This window comes from Pseudomonas sp. FSL W7-0098 (assembly GCF_005930585.1).
In the GTDB taxonomy this organism is placed as follows: Bacteria; Pseudomonadota; Gammaproteobacteria; order Pseudomonadales; family Pseudomonadaceae; genus Aquipseudomonas; species Aquipseudomonas bubulae.
Window position 1 is genome coordinate 358,233 of the sequence record NZ_RXHW01000002.1, and the last position, 16,404, is coordinate 374,636.

Sequence of the window (16,404 nt, forward strand, 5' to 3'; positions counted from 1 at the left end):
TTGTTCACTCAGGCGGGCTGTGTCTCTGTGAGAGCCCGCCTGAGTGAGCAACATCAGGGTTACGCCACCGGCTGTTTACGGCTAAAGAACAGCGTAACACCATAGCCGATCAGTGCTGCGAGGATCGAGCCGGTAAGGATGCCCATACGGTCCATGCCTACATAATCGCTGCCTGCAACGAACGCCAGTGAGCCCACAAACAGACTCATGGTGAAGCCGATGCCGCACAGGATGGCCACGCCAAACACCTGGCCCCAGTTGGCGCCTGCCGGCAGCGCGGCCATGCCGGTCTTGATGGCGATCCAGGTCAGGCCGAACACGCCAAGGGTTTTGCCAATCAGCAAGCCTGCGGCAATGCCCATAGGCACATGGCTGACAAAACTGTGCAGGCTGACACCCGCCAGTGATACACCCGCATTGGCGAAGGCAAACAACGGCAGAATCGCGTAAGCCACCCAGGGATGCAGGGCATGCTCGATGCTCATCAGCGGTGAAGTTTCTGAGTTCTTGGTGCGCAGCGGAATACAGAATGCCAGCGTTACACCTGCCAATGTGGCATGCACACCGCTTTTGAGTACGCACACCCAGAGGATCAGGCCGACGATCATATAAGGTGCGACCTTGATCACTCCCATGCGGTTCATGGCAATCAGCGCGATCAGGCATGCCGCCGCCAGCAGCAGGGACACACCCGACAACTCGCTGGAGTAGAACACCGCAATCACGATGATTGCCCCCAGGTCATCGATGATCGCCAGGGTCATCAGGAACAGCTTCAGCGACACCGGTACACGCTTGCCGAGCAGGGCCAGCACGCCGAGGGCGAAGGCGATGTCGGTGGCCATGGGGATGGCCCAGCCGCCGAGAGCGTCCGGGTAATCCTTGTTGATGAACCAGTAGATCAGCGCCGGTACCACCATGCCGCCGATTGCCGCCGCGCCGGGCAGCACCACCTGTGAGGGTTTGGACAGCTGGCCTTCAAGCAGTTCGCGTTTGACCTCAAGGCCGATCAGCAGAAAAAACAAGGCCATCAGGCCATCGTTGATCCACAGCAGCGACGGTTTGGCAATTTGCAGGGCGCCGATTTGCACCGCTACCGGCACGTCCAGGAAGGCCGTGTAGTAATGGGAAAGCGGTGAGTTATTGACGATCAGAGCCAGAGCGGCCGCGGCAATCAACAGCAGACCGCTGGCAGCTTCCAACTGAAAGAACCGAGTGAAAGTGCTACGCAGAGGCAAGGTCGCTCTCCATCAATTAGGTAATAAGGTGCGACACCCTAACCTGTGGGGTTAGTGGTTAAAACAAAAACTATATTCTTTTTTGTTATAAGCAACGGCGTGCTCACACACCGCTCAAGAGCCTAGCAGTTGTGTGTCAAATTGAGTCTGATTTGTGCCTGTGAAGGCTGTAGGAAATAGACCAGCTTTGCTGGTTTTTCAGCAAGGATCCCGCCTGAAGAAGGAGAAGGCGGTGGCTGTGTGGGAGCGGGCTTGCTCGCGATACAGGCGCTACGGTCTGCCTGGCAAACCGTGGTGAATGCATCGCGAGCAAGCCCGCTCCTACATGTCAGGGCTGCAGCCCCTACCGAGTCAAAACCTAGGCTTCGATACCCAGAATGTCGCGCGCTACAGCTTCGGCAATACGGATACCGTCGACACCTGCCGACAGAATCCCGCCAGCGTAGCCAGCGCCTTCGCCTGCCGGGAACAAGCCCTTGACGTTAAGGCTCTGCATCGACGCATCACGGGTCATGCGCAGCGGCGACGAGGTACGGGTTTCGATGCCGGTGAGAATGGCATCATGCATCGAGAAGCCCTTGATCTGCTTCTCGAACGCCGGCAGTGCTTCACGGATGGCTTCAATGGCGAAGTCCGGCAGGGCCAGGGCCAAGTCACCCAAAGACACACCCGGCTTATAGGATGGCTCGACGCTGCCCAGGGCCGTGGACGGTTTGCCCGCAATAAAGTCACCCACCAGTTGCGCCGGAGCTTCGTAGTTGCTGCCGCCCAGCACATAGGCGTGGGATTCGAGACGTTCTTGCAGCTCGATGCCGGCCAACGGACCACCCGGGTAGTCTTCAGGCGTAATGCCGACCACGATGCCCGAGTTGGCATTGCGTTCGTTACGCGAATACTGGCTCATGCCGTTGGTCACAACACGGCCCGGTTCGCTGGTTGCCGCAACCACGGTGCCACCCGGGCACATGCAGAAGCTGTACACCGAGCGACCGTTTTTGGCGTGGTGCACCAGTTTGTAATCGGCAGCGCCCAGCTTCGGGTGGCCGGCATACTTGCCCAGGCGCGCACTGTCGATCAGCGACTGCGGGTGCTCGATACGGAAACCTACCGAGAACGGCTTGGCTTCCATATACACGCCACGATCGTGGAGCATGCGGAAGGTGTCCCGGGCGCTATGGCCCAGCGCCATGATCACGTGGCGAGCATTCAGTTGCTCGCCATCTGCCAGGATCACACCGGTCAGTTGACCGTTGTCGATCAGCACATCAGTCACGCGTTGTTGAAAACGCACTTCGCCGCCCAGCGCGATGATCTGCTGGCGCATATTTTCGACCACACCGGTCAGGCGGAACGTACCGATATGCGGCTTGCTGACATAGAGGATCTCGTCCGGCGCGCCGGCCTTGACGAACTCGTGCAGCACCTTGCGGCCGTGGTGTTTCGGGTCCTTGATCTGGCTGTAGAGCTTGCCGTCCGAGAACGTACCGGCACCGCCTTCGCCAAACTGCACATTGGACTCGGGGTTGAGTACGTTTTTACGCCACAGGCCCCAGGTGTCCTTGGTGCGCTGGCGCACTTCGGTACCACGTTCAAGAATGATCGGCTTGAAACCCATTTGTGCCAGCAGCAGCCCGGCGAAAATACCGCAGGGGCCGAAGCCGACCACAATCGGACGCTCGGTCAAGTCCTGGGGTGCCTGGCCGACGACCTTGTAACTGACGTCCGGCGCTGGATTGACGTTACGATCGTCGGCGAACTTGAGCAGCAGCGGCGCTTCATCGCGCACACTCACATCGATGGTGTAGATGAAGCACAGTTCGGACGATTTTTTACGCGCATCGTAGCTGCGCTTGAACAAGGTGAAATCGACCAGGTCATCACTTTCGATGCCCAGGCGCTGCAGGATGGCAGGGCGCAGGTCTTCTTCGGGATGGTCGATCGGCAGCTTGAGTTCGGTGATTCGTAACATTGACAGTGTCCAGTATCGGGGGCCAGGTAAACCCTGGCAGAACCGCTAATTGTAAGCTGCTTCGGGGCAATATGCGGCAACAGTTATCGGTTAGTCGTTACGGGCGCCACCAAAATAGCCGCAGCCGCGCTGGACTTGACCGTTGATCCGTAGCTCGGCGCTCAGATGTTGCACGCTGCCATTGGCACTGTCGGTGCAGCGTTGTGGGGCCACCCACAGCTCGATGCGCTGATTGTTGGCCTCGGTGGACAGGGAGAAGCGGCCATCGCCGACCTGTTCTTCAACGTAGGGCAGCGCCAGGTCGGGCTGGCCTTCGCGCTTGAGCACCATGCCCTTGCCCCCGGCTTGCACTTCCCAGGCCGGGCCATTGCCGTTGGCGTGCACGGTCACCTGCTTGAAGTTGGGATCCTGGCAGGCGCTGTTGCTGCGCTCCAGGCGGTAGAGTTGCTGCAGCTCGACTTCACCGTCTGTACCGGCTGTTGTGCTGGCGCTAAAACGGCCGCGGATATCGGCGAACAACTTGCCCGGTTTATTGGGCATGTAGGTCGCGTCCTGCACCAGCGTGGTGTCGGCGCTGTCACGAACTACATAGCGCTGTTGGCCGACGCAGGGTTGAAACACCAATTGACCATTGGCCGATACCAGCTCGCCCTGCAGGCGGGTTTGACCTGCGGTGGTGTCGGCAGGTGTGCTGCTGAACATCTGGCAACCGGCAAACACGGGCAGCAAGGCGAACAAAGCTAAGGAACGGGCAAAACGCATCATGGGCACTCCTGAAGGTTGTCGCCACGTTACTCAGCCTAGCGATGCATCACAAGTGATTCAACCTACGGTGAATGTCTGCCCGGTTTGCAAGCCTTCCACGCTTTTGGCGTAAGCCAGGGCCACATCGGCGCCCGATACAGGCTTGAAGCCGCGAAAGTACGGGGCGTATTTGTCCATCGCTTCTTCCAGGACCGTAGGGCTCACCGAGTTGACCCGCAGGCCCCGTGGCAACTCAATGGCGGCTGCTTTTACAAAACCGTCAAGTGCCGCGTTGACCAGCGCCGCCGAACTGCCGGTACGGATCGGCTCGCGGTTGATAACGCCGCTGGTGAAGGTGAACGAGGCCCCATCGTTGGCAAACTCGCGGCCAATCAGCAGCAGATTGACCTGGCCCATCAACTTGTCCTGCAAACCGAGGGCGAAGTCGCTTTCGCTCATGTCAGCCAGTGCGGCGAACGTGACGTTACCGGCGGCACAGATCAGCGCATCGAAGCGCCCGGTTTGCGCGAAGAGTTGGCGGATTGATTCACTGTCGCTGATATCGACCTGATAATCCCCGCTTTTTCGACCAATTTCTACGATCTCATGGCGCGGTGACAACTCGCGGCGAATGGCTGAACCGATGGTGCCGTGAGCGCCGATCAAGAGGATTTTCATGTTGTGTGCCTTTGTGGATGACGTGAGTGCTCAGTCTAGTGGTGCTTTTTAAGTGGGATAAGCGCACTAATAGGCAACCTTTGGTTTTCATATGGAAACAATCCATGAGTGAAATGGATGATCTGGCTGCGTTCGCGGTCTTGATCGACGCTGGCAGTTTTACCTTGGCCGCCCAGCAACTGGGCTGCAGCAAGGGGCAGCTGTCCAAGCGTATCAGCCAGCTTGAGGCGCAGTTTTCGGTGGTGTTGCTGCATCGCACCACCCGGCGCTTGAGCCTTACGGCGGCTGGCGCGGCGCTACTGCCACAAGCCCAGGCGCTGGTGGTGCAAGTGGAGCGGGCACGTCAGGCACTTGCCCGGCTAAAGGATGATGTTGCAGGCCCGGTACGCATGACCGTGCCCGTATCCCTGGGCGAGACCTTCTTTGATTCGCTGTTGCTGGAGTTTTCCCGCGAATACCCGCAGGTGCAGATCGAGCTGGAGCTCAACAACAGCTATCGCGATATGGTGCGGGAAGGGTTTGATCTGGCGATACGCTCGCAGGTTGCCAGCCATGAACGGCTGGTGGCCAAGCAGGTGCTTAACTGGCACGAGATCACCTGCGCCAGCCCTGCCTATCTTGAGCAATACGGCGAGCCGGTTACGCCGCAAGAACTGGTCGAGCACCGCTGTCTGCTTAACAGCCACTACAGCGGTCGCGAGGAGTGGCACTACCACCGCCAGCATGAACTGCAACGAGTGCGGGTCTCGGGGTCGTTTGCCAGCAATCACTACAGTCTGCTGAAATAAGCGGCCGTGATCGGTGCCGGCATCGCCCGCTTGCCCTCGTACATGCTTGGCTGCGAGTTGGCTGATGGGCGCCTGCGCGGCTTGTTGCGTGACTATCAAACGCGCAGCAACCCCATGTATCTGGTTCACCCTTATCAAGGCGGTTTGCCCAGGCGTACTCAGGTATTGGCGAATTTCCTGGTGGGCTGGTTCCAGAGTAATGGTGAGGCCATTGACCTGCTTTAACGAAAACGCTGTGCAATCAGATGATCAATCGACAGCGCACCCGGGCCCTTGGCCATCAAGTACAACAAGACCGCGATCCAGGTGCCGTGAGTCGGGTAGGCATCAGGGTATACGAACAGCTGGATGGTCATGCTCATGGCCAGCAGTGCCAGCGCCGAGAACCGGGTGGCCAAGCCCAGCAGGATCAGCACCGGGAAAACATGCTCGCTGAAGGCGGCAGCGTGAGCAGCCACCTCGGGGGAGAGTAGCGGGACTTTGTATTCCGTACTGAACAAGTACAGCGCAGAGTCAGACAGATGCGGCATACCGAGTTGAAAGGTGCCTTCAACCAGATCGATTGCCAAACCTTCAACCTTGGTCTGGCCTGATTTCCAGAACACCGCCGCAATGGAAAAGCGTGCGACAAAGGCGATCAGTGTGTCGGGTATGCAGCGCAACAGCCCGATTGCGCCTCCGATCCAGCGCTGTAGCAGGCCGGGGCTTATTGTTTGAGTATTCATGGCGAGGCCTCGAGGGCGCGTTGTAAGCCGGTGATGGTGTTATTGCTAATCAACAGCGCCAGGGCCTGGCCCAGGTTAAAGTCTGGGTCGGCTTCCAGGGCATGGGCCGCGGCCAACCCCAGGGCATTCCCCGCTTTGAGCAAGTGCACAAATACTGCGCACCCTGAGCTGACCGTGAATACCTCCACGCGCAATTCATTGCGTATTACCAGGACGCTTTGTGGTTGGCGCGGGTCCAGTCCCTGTATCTGTCCCTGGCGTTGGTGCGCCGCCCACAAGGACGCTATGGCGTAGGGTGAATGCAGCGATGTGACACCGGGGTGCAGTTGCAGGTGTAAATGGGGCAGCCCCTCGGGGCTGTTGAGCGCCTGAGCCAGCAGCCCGGGGTTTACGGCGCACACGTCTGCGGCGTGAAAGGCCTGCACACACAAACGCTCAAGGCGAGCCACGTCCGCCAGGTAGGGCACGCTTCTGGCGGGTGCAAAGGCATTGATAAAACCGGCGAACTGGCTGCCATAGGCGCTCATGACCGGGCTGTCGGGTGGGTGTTTTTGAATAAATATCTGCGCCATGGCCTGAAAAAAGGCCTCGCCCACCAATTGCGCAACAACGGGATAGCTGGTGGCCAGCGCGTTGATCAGTCCGCTTTGCACATTGTTGCGATATACCGCGAAACGGCGGTCAATGTCGCCGTTGTAGCAGGCAATGCCTGTGGGGGCGGGCGTGTGTGGATTGAGCAATGCTGCACTGAATGTTTCTTGTAGTTTCATGGCTGCACCTGTGCGCTGAACAGGTAGCGGTCAGCCAAGCGGGCTTCCTGAAGCAGTTCGGTGAGAGGGGGCAGATGATTGTCGCGTTCGATCAGGGTGGCCATCGGGCCAATTCGGTCCAGTACTTGCTGGTACAGCGCCCATACCGCTTGATCGACAGGAGCGCCGTGGTTATCGATCAGCAAGCGTTGACCCAGGCTGTCTGCTTCTTCAGCAAAACCCGCCAGATGAACTTCACCTACGGCCTGAAGGGGCAAGGCATCGAGATAGGCAACAGGATCGCGGGCGTGGTTGATGCATGACACATACACATTGTTTACATCCAGCAAAAGGCCACAGCCGGTACGGCTTATGACTTCCTGAATAAAACCGGCTTCGTCGAATTGGGCCTCGTCGAACTCGATATAGGTAGCGGGGTTTTCCAGCAGTATCTGGCGCTTCAACACATCCTGTGCCTGGTCCATGTGCGCGCATACCCGGTGCAGCGTGGCGGTGTCATAGCGCAAAGGCAGCAGATCATTGAGGAATAATGGCCCGTGGGAGGACCATGCCAGATGTTCGGAAAACATCTGCGGCTGGTAACGCTCGAGCAATAGGCTCAGGCGGCGCAAGTGTTCGGTATTGAGCGGGCTTTCGCCGCCAATCGACAGGCCAACGCCATGAATTGACAGCGGGTAATGTTCGCGGATCAAGCCCAGGTAATGGTGGAAAGGGCCGCCAGCTACCATGAAGTTCTCGGCATGCACTTCAAAGAACCCGATGTCTGGGCGGCTCGCAAGTACATCCACAAAGTGCTCGGCCTTGAGCCCCAGCCCCGCACGAGGCGGGAGCCGGGGCGCACGAGGCGCGATAAGCGAAGCAAGCGGGCTGTGCATTATCAACACTCGGCGGCGCGGATCAGGACTTGCCTTTGTAGGCAGCCAGTTGGCCAAAGCCGGTTGGTGAGGTGTTGCTGGCGGTTTTTTCGCAGGTCCCTTTTGGGACGAGTTTCCAGGCATTGGCCTGATGATCGGTTTTGGCGGAGCCAGCACAGGTAGTGCCAGCGCCGGCGGCGCAATCGTTATGCCCTTTCATGGCAACCCCGAAGCACTTCTCCATGTCGTCGGCAGCCTGAGCGGGCAGGGCGGCAATACTCAGAGCCGACCCCAGAGCAAGAGCCAGGGCTGCGGCAGACAAGGTGCGGGTGGTTTGGTTTTTCATGGTGACTCTCCAGAAATTCCGGTAGCGATTGCTGCCGGGTTACCCAACTAGAGAGGCAAGGGGGGGCGTTGTTACAACTGATCTGAATTATTTTTATGTAGCCGATCGCAGCCTTTGCTCCTCGTCAGCGGCTACAGGAAAAACGTAAACCTGTGGGAACGAGCCTGCTCGCGAACGACCTTCGCGAGCAGGCTCGCTCCCACAATAGGGCTAGATATACAACAGAGTTTCGACAGCTTATGCGTCGTTTAACAAGAAACGGCCCCGAAGGGCCGTTGTGTGTCGCAGGCAGGTTTAGCCGCCCAGGTAGGCGTCACGCACTTTCGGATCGTTGAGCAATTGCTCGCCAGTGCCTTGCATCACCACCCGGCCGTTTTCCAGCACATAGGCACGGTCAGCAATTTTCAGTGCCTGGTTGGCGTTCTGCTCCACCAGAAACACCGTTACACCCTCATTGCGCAGCTGTTCGATGATATCGAAAATCTGCTGAATGATGATCGGTGCCAACCCCAGTGATGGCTCATCAAGCAACAACAGCTTGGGTTTGCTCATCAACGCACGGCCAATGGCAAGCATTTGCTGTTCGCCACCGGACATGGTGCCACCGCGTTGGGTAAAGCGTTCCTTCAAGCGCGGGAACAGGTGCAGAACCTTGTCCATTTGCTCCTCGTATTCCCGTTTTTCGGTAAAGAACCCGCCCATGGCCAGGTTTTCTTCCACGGTCAAACGAGCAAATACCCGACGCCCTTCAGGTACAACGGCGATGCTTTTGCGCATGATCTGGGCCGAGCTCAACCCCACCAGTTCTTCACCCAGGTAGCGAATGCTGCCGCTATGAGCCTGAGGCGAGCCGCACAGGGTCATCATCAGGGTCGACTTGCCGGCACCGTTGGCGCCGATCAGGGTCACAATCTCACCCTGGCGCACCTCTACATTGACGCTGTGCAGGGCCTGGATCTTGCCGTAAAAGGTCGAAACGTTTTCGAATTGCAGCATTTTACGCTTCCCCCAAATAGGCTTTGATCACTTCAGGGTTGTCACGGATCTGTTCCGGCGTCCCGTCAGCCAAAGGCGTGCCTTGGTTGATCACCACGATATGGTCGGAAATGCTCATGACCAGTTTCATGTCGTGCTCGATCAACAGCACGGTGGCGTTGTGCTCATTGCGCAATACGCTGATCAGCGCCTTGAGGTCTTCGGTTTCCTTGGGGTTCAGGCCTGCAGCCGGTTCGTCGAGCATCAGGATGCGCGGGCGCGTCATCATGCAACGGGCGATTTCCAGGCGTCGCTGCTGCCCGTAGGCCAGGGTGCCCGCCGGGCGGTTGGCGAACTCGGTCAGGTTGACCTTGTCGAGCCAGTACGCGGCGTAGTCCATGGCATCACGTTCGCTTTTGCGAAATGACGGGGTCTTGAACAGGCCCGACAGGAAGTTGGTGTTGAGGTGGCGATGCTGGGCAATCAGCAGGTTCTCAACCGCGGTCATGTCCTTGAACAGGCGCACGTTCTGGAAAGTGCGGACCACGCCTTTGCGCGCGATCTCATGACCCGGCAGGCCTTCGATCGACTCGCCATCGAGGACGATGCTGCCCGCAGACGGTTTGTAAAAACCGGTCAGGCAGTTGAATACGGTGGTCTTGCCGGCACCGTTAGGGCCGATCATCGACACCACCTGTTTTTCCTTGACGGTCAAGGCTACGCCGTTTACCGCCAACAGGCCGCCAAAGCGCATGCTCAGGCCGCTGACTTTCAGTAACTCGCGGCTCATTTTCGCAGCTCCAGGTGAGGACGTTGCATAGGCAGCAGACCTTGTGGACGCCAGATCATCATCAGCACCATCAGGGCTCCGAACAGCAACATGCGGTATTCGCTGAATTCACGCATCATTTCGGGCAGCAGGATCATGACCACGGCGGCCAGGATGACACCCAGTTGCGAGCCCATGCCGCCCAGTACCACGATGGCCAGGATGATCGCCGACTCAAGGAAGGTGAACGATTCAGGCGTTACCAGGCCCTGACGTGCGGCAAAGAAACTGCCAGCAAAACCCGCAAAGGTAGCGCCCAGTGTGAAGGCCGACAGCTTGATCACGGTCGGATTCAGGCCCAGTGCACGGCAGGCGATTTCGTCTTCACGCAGAGCTTCCCAAGCGCGGCCGATCGGCATGCGCAGCAGGCGGTTAATGACGAACAACACCAGCAGTACCAGCACCAGCGCGATCAGGTAGAGGAAAATTACCTTGTTGATCGAGTTGTAGGCGATGCCGAAGTACTCGTGAAAGGTTTGCATGCCCTCGGCGGCGGTTCTGTCGAAGCTCAGGCCGAACAACGTTGGTTTCGGGATGTTGCTGATACCGTTTGGCCCGCCGGTGATGTCCGTCAGGTTACGCAGGAACAGGCGGATGATTTCACCGAAGCCCAGCGTCACGATGGCCAGATAGTCACCGCGCAAGCGCAACACCGGGAAACCCAGCAGGAAGCCAAAGGTAGCCGCCATCAATCCGGCCAAAGGCAGGCAGATCCAGAAGCTCAGCCCGAAGTAATGCGCGAGCAGGGCATAGGTATAGGCGCCTACGGCATAAAAGCCGACATAACCGAGGTCAAGCAGGCCAGCCAGGCCTACCACGATGTTCAGGCCCAGGCCGAGCATCACATAGATCAGGATCAGTGTGGCGATATCCACTGCACCACGAGAACCGTAGAACGGCCAGATCAATGCCACAACGACCAGACCGAGAATGATCCAGCGTTGAGTGCTGGGCAGGGTCAGGAAGTTGGTGGCCTTGGTGGGCACTTTCGGCAGGCTGGGGGAGTTTCTCCAGGCTGTGGTCAGTTGCTGGTTGAACAACACGCGCACAAACATCAGCAAGGAGCAGATCGCGATCACGCTCAGGGTAAAGGTGCTGGTGTTGTGAACTTCGATGTTGATCCCGACGATAGTCAGTTTCAGGCCGAGTACCGGGTAGGCGACGGCCCAGACCAACAGGGCGCTGAAGAGCGCCGACTTAAGATTCCTAGTCATACTTTTTCAATCTCCGGACGCCCCAGAATGCCGGTCGGACGGAACAGCAGCACCAGTACCAGCAAGCCAAAAGCCACAACGTCTTTGTACTGGTCGCCGAAAATATCGGCACCGAAGGCTTCAGCCACACCCAGCACCAGGCCACCGAGCATCGCGCCAGGAATGCTGCCAATGCCACCCAGTACCGCTGCGGTAAAGGCTTTGAGACCTACCAGGAAACCCGCGTTGGGGTTGATCACGCCGTATTGCACGCTGATCAGCACCGCAGCAACAGCGGCCAGGGCAGCACCGATCACGAAGGTCAGCGCAATAACGTTGTTGGTGTTGATACCCAACAGGTTGGCCATCTTCATGTCTTCGGCGCAGGCGCGGCAGGCACGACCCATGCGGGAGCGTGAGATAAACAGGGTCAGACCGAGCATGGCGAGGAAAGTGACAACGAAAACCACGATCTGCATGTAGGAGACAATAACTTCGCTGGCACCTCCAGGGCCAAAGGTGAAGCCGCCGGGGATCAGGTTGGGGATCGATTTGTCTTTGGAGTCTTGTGCCAGTAGCACGGTGTTTTGCAGGAAGATCGACATGCCGATGGCCGAAATCAGCGGGATCAGGCGGTTACTGCCACGCAATGGACGGTAGGCAACCCGTTCAATGCTGTAGCCGTAGGCGCTGGTGACCACGATGCTGGCGATAAACGCGGCAGTCAGCAGTAGCGGTACGCTGTCCAGACCCATCATGGTCAGGCCGGCGATGGCGATAAACGCAATATAGGAACCAATCATGTACACCTCGCCATGGGCGAAGTTGATCATTCCAATAATGCCGTAAACCATCGTATAGCCGATGGCGATCAGGGCATAGGTGCTGCCAACGTTGAGGCCGTTAACCAGCATTTGGAAGAAGTGATAGATGTCAGGCATTACAAAGCTCCTAAAAACCTGAGACGCATTTCACTGGTGGAGTCATTTTCCGGCCCGGGCCGTATGGGTTTTCACCCACTTGGAGCACAGGTCTTCTGCCAGCGAACCGCTGGTGACGGTTTTAAAGATTTTCAGGTGGGCAGGCTTTCGGATCACGAAAGCGCGGCCCCATTTCCATGAACCGCGGGCCTGTAAAACAAAACCCACCGCTTGAGCAGTGGGCTTGGTTTTCAGGTCAGGAACCGACCCTTACTGAGGGCTTACTTCAGTTTTTGGCTTGCCGAAGTGCCATTCGTAGACCACGAACTTGAAGTCTTCCACGTCACCCTTGGCGTCAAACTTCAGGTTACCGGTAGGCGTTTTGAACGTACCTTTGTGGATGGCTTCAGCGACTTTGGCCGGGTCTTCGCTTTTCGCCTGCTCGATACCGCCGGCAATCACTTCAACTGCGGCGTAGGCCGGGAACACGAATGGGCCGGTTGGGTCCTGCTTCTTGGCAGCGAAAGCATCAACCAGTGCCTTGTTTTCCGGATCGGCGTCGAACGCTTTTGGCAGGGTGACCAGCAGGCCTTCGGAAGCGCCCTGGGCGATTTGCGAGATGGACTCGTTGCCCACACCTTCAGGGCCCATGAACTTGGCGTTCAGGCCTTTTTCTTTGGCCTGGCGCAGGATCAGACCCAACTCAGGGTGGTAGCCGCCGTAGTAGACGAAGTCGACGTTGGCTTGCTTGAGCTTGGCGATGACCGAGGAATAGTCTTTTTCACCGGCGTTGACCCCTTCAAAGACAGCAACCTTGATGCCTTTGTCTTCGAGGGTCTTTTTAACGGCGCTGGCGATGCCTTCACCGTATTGTTGTTTGTCGTGCAATACCGCAACGACCTTGGGCTTGACGTGATCCGCGATGTAGTTACCGGCGGCAGGGCCCTGGGCGCTGTCCAGACCGATGGTGCGGAAGATCATCTTGTAGCCACGAGCGGTGATTTCCGGGCCGGTGGCGGCCGGGGTAATCATGATGATGCCTTCGTCTTCGTAAATGTCCGAAGCAGGCTGGGTGGAGCTGGAGCACAGGTGACCGACTACGTACTTGATACCGTCATTGACCACTTTGTTGGCAACGGCAACCGCTTGTTTCGGGTCGCAGGCGTCATCGTAGTCAACCGCTTCTAGCTTTTTGCCATCAACGCCGCCCTTGGCGTTGATTTGTTCGATGGCCATTTTTGCGCCAGCAAACTGCATGTCGCCGTACTGAGTCAGAGGCCCGGTTTTAGGGCCGGCAATACCGATCTTGATGGTGTCTGCGGCAAATGAATGGCTGGCGAACCCGGCCAAAACCATAGCGGCAAACAGTTTAGTAATCTGCTTCGTAGCCATCTTTATTGGTGCTCCACTCTTCTGTTGTAATTTTTATAGTCCTGGAAGCCAAGGCAGCCGGACCGGGTCTTCTTGTAGCGAAATTCCCGGTCAATTCCCCTTGCAACTGTACCGGTACAGTGTAGAGCGCCGCTTCAGCGCTTGAATAGCGTGCTGGCGAGGGAAAAAACAGAGAATGTCGCTTAAACGTAAGAAAAAGACAAAATGGCGGCGGATTCATCGGTTGATAGTTATCTGAATGTTGCCATATCAACCGGTTTGACCTTGGCCCTCAGCTCTTGCCACGTTTTATTACCTGTAAAGCCGGGTTTTTCTACCGGGTATGCGGGGTTATCATGACGCCGATTTTTTTCCCCGGTGAAACCCATGAATCAAGAACCTAGCACCCTCTATGCCAAGCTGCTTGGCGAGACCTCAACAATTGAATGGAAAGCGTTGCAACCCTTCTTCGCCAAAGGGGATTTGCTGTGGGTCGAACCCGCTCTGGACTTGATCGAGGCGGCGCAGGCCGTGACTCAGGATGATGCAGAGAAAGTCGCGGCCTGGATGGCATCCGGGGTGCTTGGCAGGATGACTGAGGCGCAGGCGCTAGACGTTCTTGAGCGCGACCCTCAGCTATGGGCAGTGGTGGTTTCACCTTGGGTGATGGTCCAGGAAAGGGCGCAAAATTAAACCTGCGCACCAAGCCGGCGCATTTATTTGCACCGCTGTGAAGAGCTCGGAGTGTGTAGCTCAGTAACCCGTCTTCACGTAGTGGCAATATGCCGTAGAGAAACGCCACAGTCGCCACTGTGGCGTTTTTTTGTGCCTGGGATCTGGCTGTACCGCTATTGGTTGGTAAGTACGAAGGTGGCGTGATCGGGAGCGGGCACAGGGCGCTTGTCGAGTTGTTGAAGAATCTCTGGCAGCGCCTCAAAGGGCACAGGCCGGCTGAGCAGATAGCCCTGGATAAAGTCGCAGCCGAACTGGTTGAGAAATTCGAACTGTTGGATGGTTTCAACCCCCTCGGTGACTACTTGCAGGTGCAGGGTATGGGCCATGAGGATAATGGCCTGAACGATCTCCATGTCCTGGCTGGAGGCCGGGATGTCTTGAATAAAAGTGCGATCAATTTTCAGGGTGTTAAGCGGCAGACGCTTTAGGTAGGCCAGGGACGAATACCCGGTACCGAAATCGTCAATGGACAGGGATACACCCAGCGCACGGATCTGTCGTAACAGTTGCGAGGTGCTGCTCAGGTTGCACATCAGGGCGTTTTCTGTGACTTCCAGCTCCAGCCGGTGTGCAGCAACGCCTGATGTGCGCAGGGCGTTTTCGATTTCGTCGGCCAACTCAACCCGTACCAGATTCAGCGCCGAACAGTTAACGGCTATGCCCAGGTGCTGCCAGCCCAGGCGGGAGAGGGCGGCGAGATCATGACAGGCTTTGCGCAACACCCAATGGTCGAGCCTGGCGATCAGCCCGTTGGCCTCGGCGATGCTGATAAAACGATCAGGGCCGAGCAGCCCGTGTTCGGGATGCTGCCAGCGTATCAGCGCCTCCAGTTTGGCGACCCGGCCACTCTTGAGGTCGAAGATGGGCTGGTAATGCAGGGACAGCCCCTTGTCCTCGTTAAGCGCGTTGCGCAGTTCCTCTTCGATTTGCAGCTCCAGCGAGGCTCGGGTTTTCAGGCTCGGGCTGAAAAAATTGAGGTTGTTACGCCCGCTGCCCTTGGACTGGTAGAGCGCCAGGTCGGCATGCTTGAGCAGTTCGGCACTGGTGGTGCCATCATCCGGGTACACACTGATGCCAATGCTGGTGGTCATGACCATTTGGCGACCTGACAGCTCAATGGGCTCTTTGAGCTTGAGCATGATGCGCTGGGCCATGCCTTGGGCTTCATCGCGCTGGCTCAGGCTGAACAGGATGCAGAACTCGTCTCCGCCAAAGCGTGCAACAACGTCATCGTGGCTGCGGGTAGCGAGCTTGATGCGGGTGGCGATTGTCTTGAGCAATTCGTCCCCGGCATCGTGACCCAGGCTGTCGTTGATGCGTTTGAAGTGGTCAATGTCGAGAAACATTACCGCAAGCCTGGTGTTCCTGGTGGCGCAGTCGATGAGTTTTTCAGCAAACAGCTGATTGAAGCCGCGACGGTTGATCAGATTGGTCAGCGGGTCGTAGTGGGCCACTTGCTGCAAGGATGCGCGCGCCTGGTCGAGCTGGCTGAGCAGGGCATTGACGCGGCGCAGGTCGTGCTCCTTGAGTTGCAGTTTCTTGTCGACAATCGTGGCGCTGATGCAACTGCCAATCAGCAACAGGGTGATCACGGCCAGCACAAGGGCCGGCTGCCAGTTATTGCTGCCTGCATCCGAATTGCCAGCCAGTGTATTGCCAATGAGCAAGTGAGTGCTGAGCAGGCCGCCAGCAGCAAGCATGCACAGGGCATATTTGAATAACTGATGGAGCAGGCGGCTGTTTGGGCGCCAGGCTGTAGTGTTGTCGAGGGTTTGCACAATAATCAGGGCAATCAGCAATGAGCCAAGCGCGATAACAACGCCGTAGCGAGCTTCGAGCGGGGAGTCAAAGGCCAGGATGCAGATGCTGTGCATCGCCCAGATGCCGATGGTCAGGCAAGCGACAGCTATCCATCGCCAAATGGTTCTTGCCGCAGTTTTTTCGGCATTGGCTGCGCGGTCGAGCAGATTCAGCGTGGCCACGCAGGCAGTACAGGCAACGAGCCAAGCGAGAAACAGCAGATAGGGGTTATAGCCGCCGATCAACAGCAGTTGCCCGTTTTCTGCGGATTCGGCCAAAAGTTGCAACCCCGGACTTTCCATTGCACGCCTCGGCGATCCAGATGCGCTAGTCGTTGGGTGCTAGCTTGAGATCGAGTATAGAAGCTGGATTGGCTGTGACAGGGGTGATGGCAAAATGATGGTTATCATTTTGTTATTAGGGCGGGGGTTTATAGTTAGTTACGTTAGATCGGGACTGTCAGAAATGT

15 protein-coding genes and 1 pseudogene are annotated in these 16,404 nt (G+C 57.5%); 2 read left to right on the forward strand and 14 right to left on the reverse strand.

Annotation, left to right across the window (positions count from 1 at the left end):
* Positions 1 to 59: 59 nt before the first annotated feature.
* The 4 genes from nhaA to FHL07_RS04700 form a co-directional block, all read right to left on the reverse strand.
* Positions 60 to 1,238: a Na+/H+ antiporter NhaA gene (nhaA, locus tag FHL07_RS04680; RefSeq protein WP_095002983.1), complete on the reverse strand. Its 1,179-nt coding sequence runs from the start codon at positions 1,236 to 1,238 to the stop codon at positions 60 to 62.
* Between the two features lie 358 nt (positions 1,239 to 1,596).
* Positions 1,597 to 3,207: an NAD(P)/FAD-dependent oxidoreductase gene (locus FHL07_RS04690; RefSeq protein ID WP_095020410.1), complete on the reverse strand. Its 1,611-nt coding sequence runs from the start codon at positions 3,205 to 3,207 to the stop codon at positions 1,597 to 1,599.
* Between the two features lie 90 nt (positions 3,208 to 3,297).
* Complete coding sequence (locus FHL07_RS04695; protein WP_169916891.1) at positions 3,298 to 3,969, reverse strand: COG3650 family protein; 672 nt, start codon at positions 3,967 to 3,969, stop codon at positions 3,298 to 3,300.
* A 60-nt stretch (positions 3,970 to 4,029) separates the two neighbouring features.
* Positions 4,030 to 4,629, reverse strand: a complete 600-nt coding sequence (locus FHL07_RS04700) for a short chain dehydrogenase (RefSeq protein WP_095002986.1) — start codon at positions 4,627 to 4,629, stop codon at positions 4,030 to 4,032.
* Between the two features lie 104 nt (positions 4,630 to 4,733).
* Between FHL07_RS04700 and FHL07_RS04705 the strand changes: the two are divergent.
* Positions 4,734 to 5,642, forward strand: a pseudogene (locus FHL07_RS04705) (LysR family transcriptional regulator).
* Here FHL07_RS04705 and FHL07_RS04710 read toward each other — a convergent pair.
* From FHL07_RS04710 to FHL07_RS04750, 9 genes are all read right to left on the reverse strand, one after another.
* Positions 5,639 to 6,142: a DoxX family protein gene (locus FHL07_RS04710; RefSeq protein ID WP_095024422.1), complete on the reverse strand. Its 504-nt coding sequence runs from the start codon at positions 6,140 to 6,142 to the stop codon at positions 5,639 to 5,641. The pseudogene FHL07_RS04705 and the gene FHL07_RS04710 overlap by 4 nt on opposite strands.
* Positions 6,139 to 6,912 (reverse strand): HvfC/BufC N-terminal domain-containing protein, encoded by a 774-nt coding sequence (locus tag FHL07_RS04715; RefSeq protein ID WP_138738161.1) that lies wholly within the window; start codon positions 6,910 to 6,912, stop codon positions 6,139 to 6,141. Before FHL07_RS04715 ends, FHL07_RS04710 begins: the two co-directional genes overlap by 4 nt.
* Positions 6,909 to 7,787 carry an MNIO family bufferin maturase gene (gene bufB / locus FHL07_RS04720; RefSeq protein ID WP_095032383.1) on the reverse strand — a complete coding sequence of 293 codons (879 nt, stop codon included), beginning with the start codon at positions 7,785 to 7,787 and terminating at the stop codon, positions 6,909 to 6,911. The genes FHL07_RS04715 and bufB overlap by 4 nt, the downstream gene beginning before the upstream one ends.
* A 22-nt stretch (positions 7,788 to 7,809) precedes the next feature.
* Entirely contained in the window at positions 7,810 to 8,112 is a 303-nt protein-coding gene (locus FHL07_RS04725) for a BufA1 family periplasmic bufferin-type metallophore (RefSeq protein ID WP_095002991.1), read from the reverse strand.
* A gap of 294 nt (positions 8,113 to 8,406) precedes the next feature.
* Positions 8,407 to 9,108: an ABC transporter ATP-binding protein gene (locus FHL07_RS04730; protein ID WP_095002992.1), complete on the reverse strand. Its 702-nt coding sequence runs from the start codon at positions 9,106 to 9,108 to the stop codon at positions 8,407 to 8,409.
* A 1-nt stretch (position 9,109) separates the two neighbouring features.
* A complete protein-coding gene (livG, locus tag FHL07_RS04735) occupies positions 9,110 to 9,877 on the reverse strand; it encodes a high-affinity branched-chain amino acid ABC transporter ATP-binding protein LivG (RefSeq protein WP_095002993.1) in 768 nt (255 codons plus the stop codon).
* Positions 9,874 to 11,130: a high-affinity branched-chain amino acid ABC transporter permease LivM gene (locus FHL07_RS04740; RefSeq protein ID WP_095002994.1), complete on the reverse strand. Its 1,257-nt coding sequence runs from the start codon at positions 11,128 to 11,130 to the stop codon at positions 9,874 to 9,876. The genes livG and FHL07_RS04740 overlap by 4 nt, the downstream gene beginning before the upstream one ends.
* A complete protein-coding gene (livH, locus tag FHL07_RS04745; protein ID WP_016779736.1) occupies positions 11,127 to 12,050 on the reverse strand; it encodes a high-affinity branched-chain amino acid ABC transporter permease LivH in 924 nt (307 codons plus the stop codon). The genes FHL07_RS04740 and livH overlap by 4 nt, the downstream gene beginning before the upstream one ends.
* A gap of 249 nt (positions 12,051 to 12,299) precedes the next feature.
* Complete coding sequence (locus FHL07_RS04750; RefSeq protein ID WP_095002995.1) at positions 12,300 to 13,427, reverse strand: branched-chain amino acid ABC transporter substrate-binding protein; 1,128 nt, start codon at positions 13,425 to 13,427, stop codon at positions 12,300 to 12,302.
* A gap of 360 nt (positions 13,428 to 13,787) precedes the next feature.
* Between FHL07_RS04750 and FHL07_RS04755 the strand changes: the two genes are divergently transcribed.
* Positions 13,788 to 14,093, forward strand: a complete 306-nt coding sequence (locus FHL07_RS04755; protein ID WP_095020413.1) for a DUF2288 domain-containing protein — start codon at positions 13,788 to 13,790, stop codon at positions 14,091 to 14,093.
* 155 nt (positions 14,094 to 14,248) lie between these two features.
* Here the strand turns inward: FHL07_RS04755 and FHL07_RS04760 are convergent, their stop codons facing one another.
* Positions 14,249 to 16,237 (reverse strand): putative bifunctional diguanylate cyclase/phosphodiesterase, encoded by a 1,989-nt coding sequence (locus FHL07_RS04760; protein ID WP_095039332.1) that lies wholly within the window; start codon positions 16,235 to 16,237, stop codon positions 14,249 to 14,251.
* Positions 16,238 to 16,404: the final 167 nt, after the last annotated feature.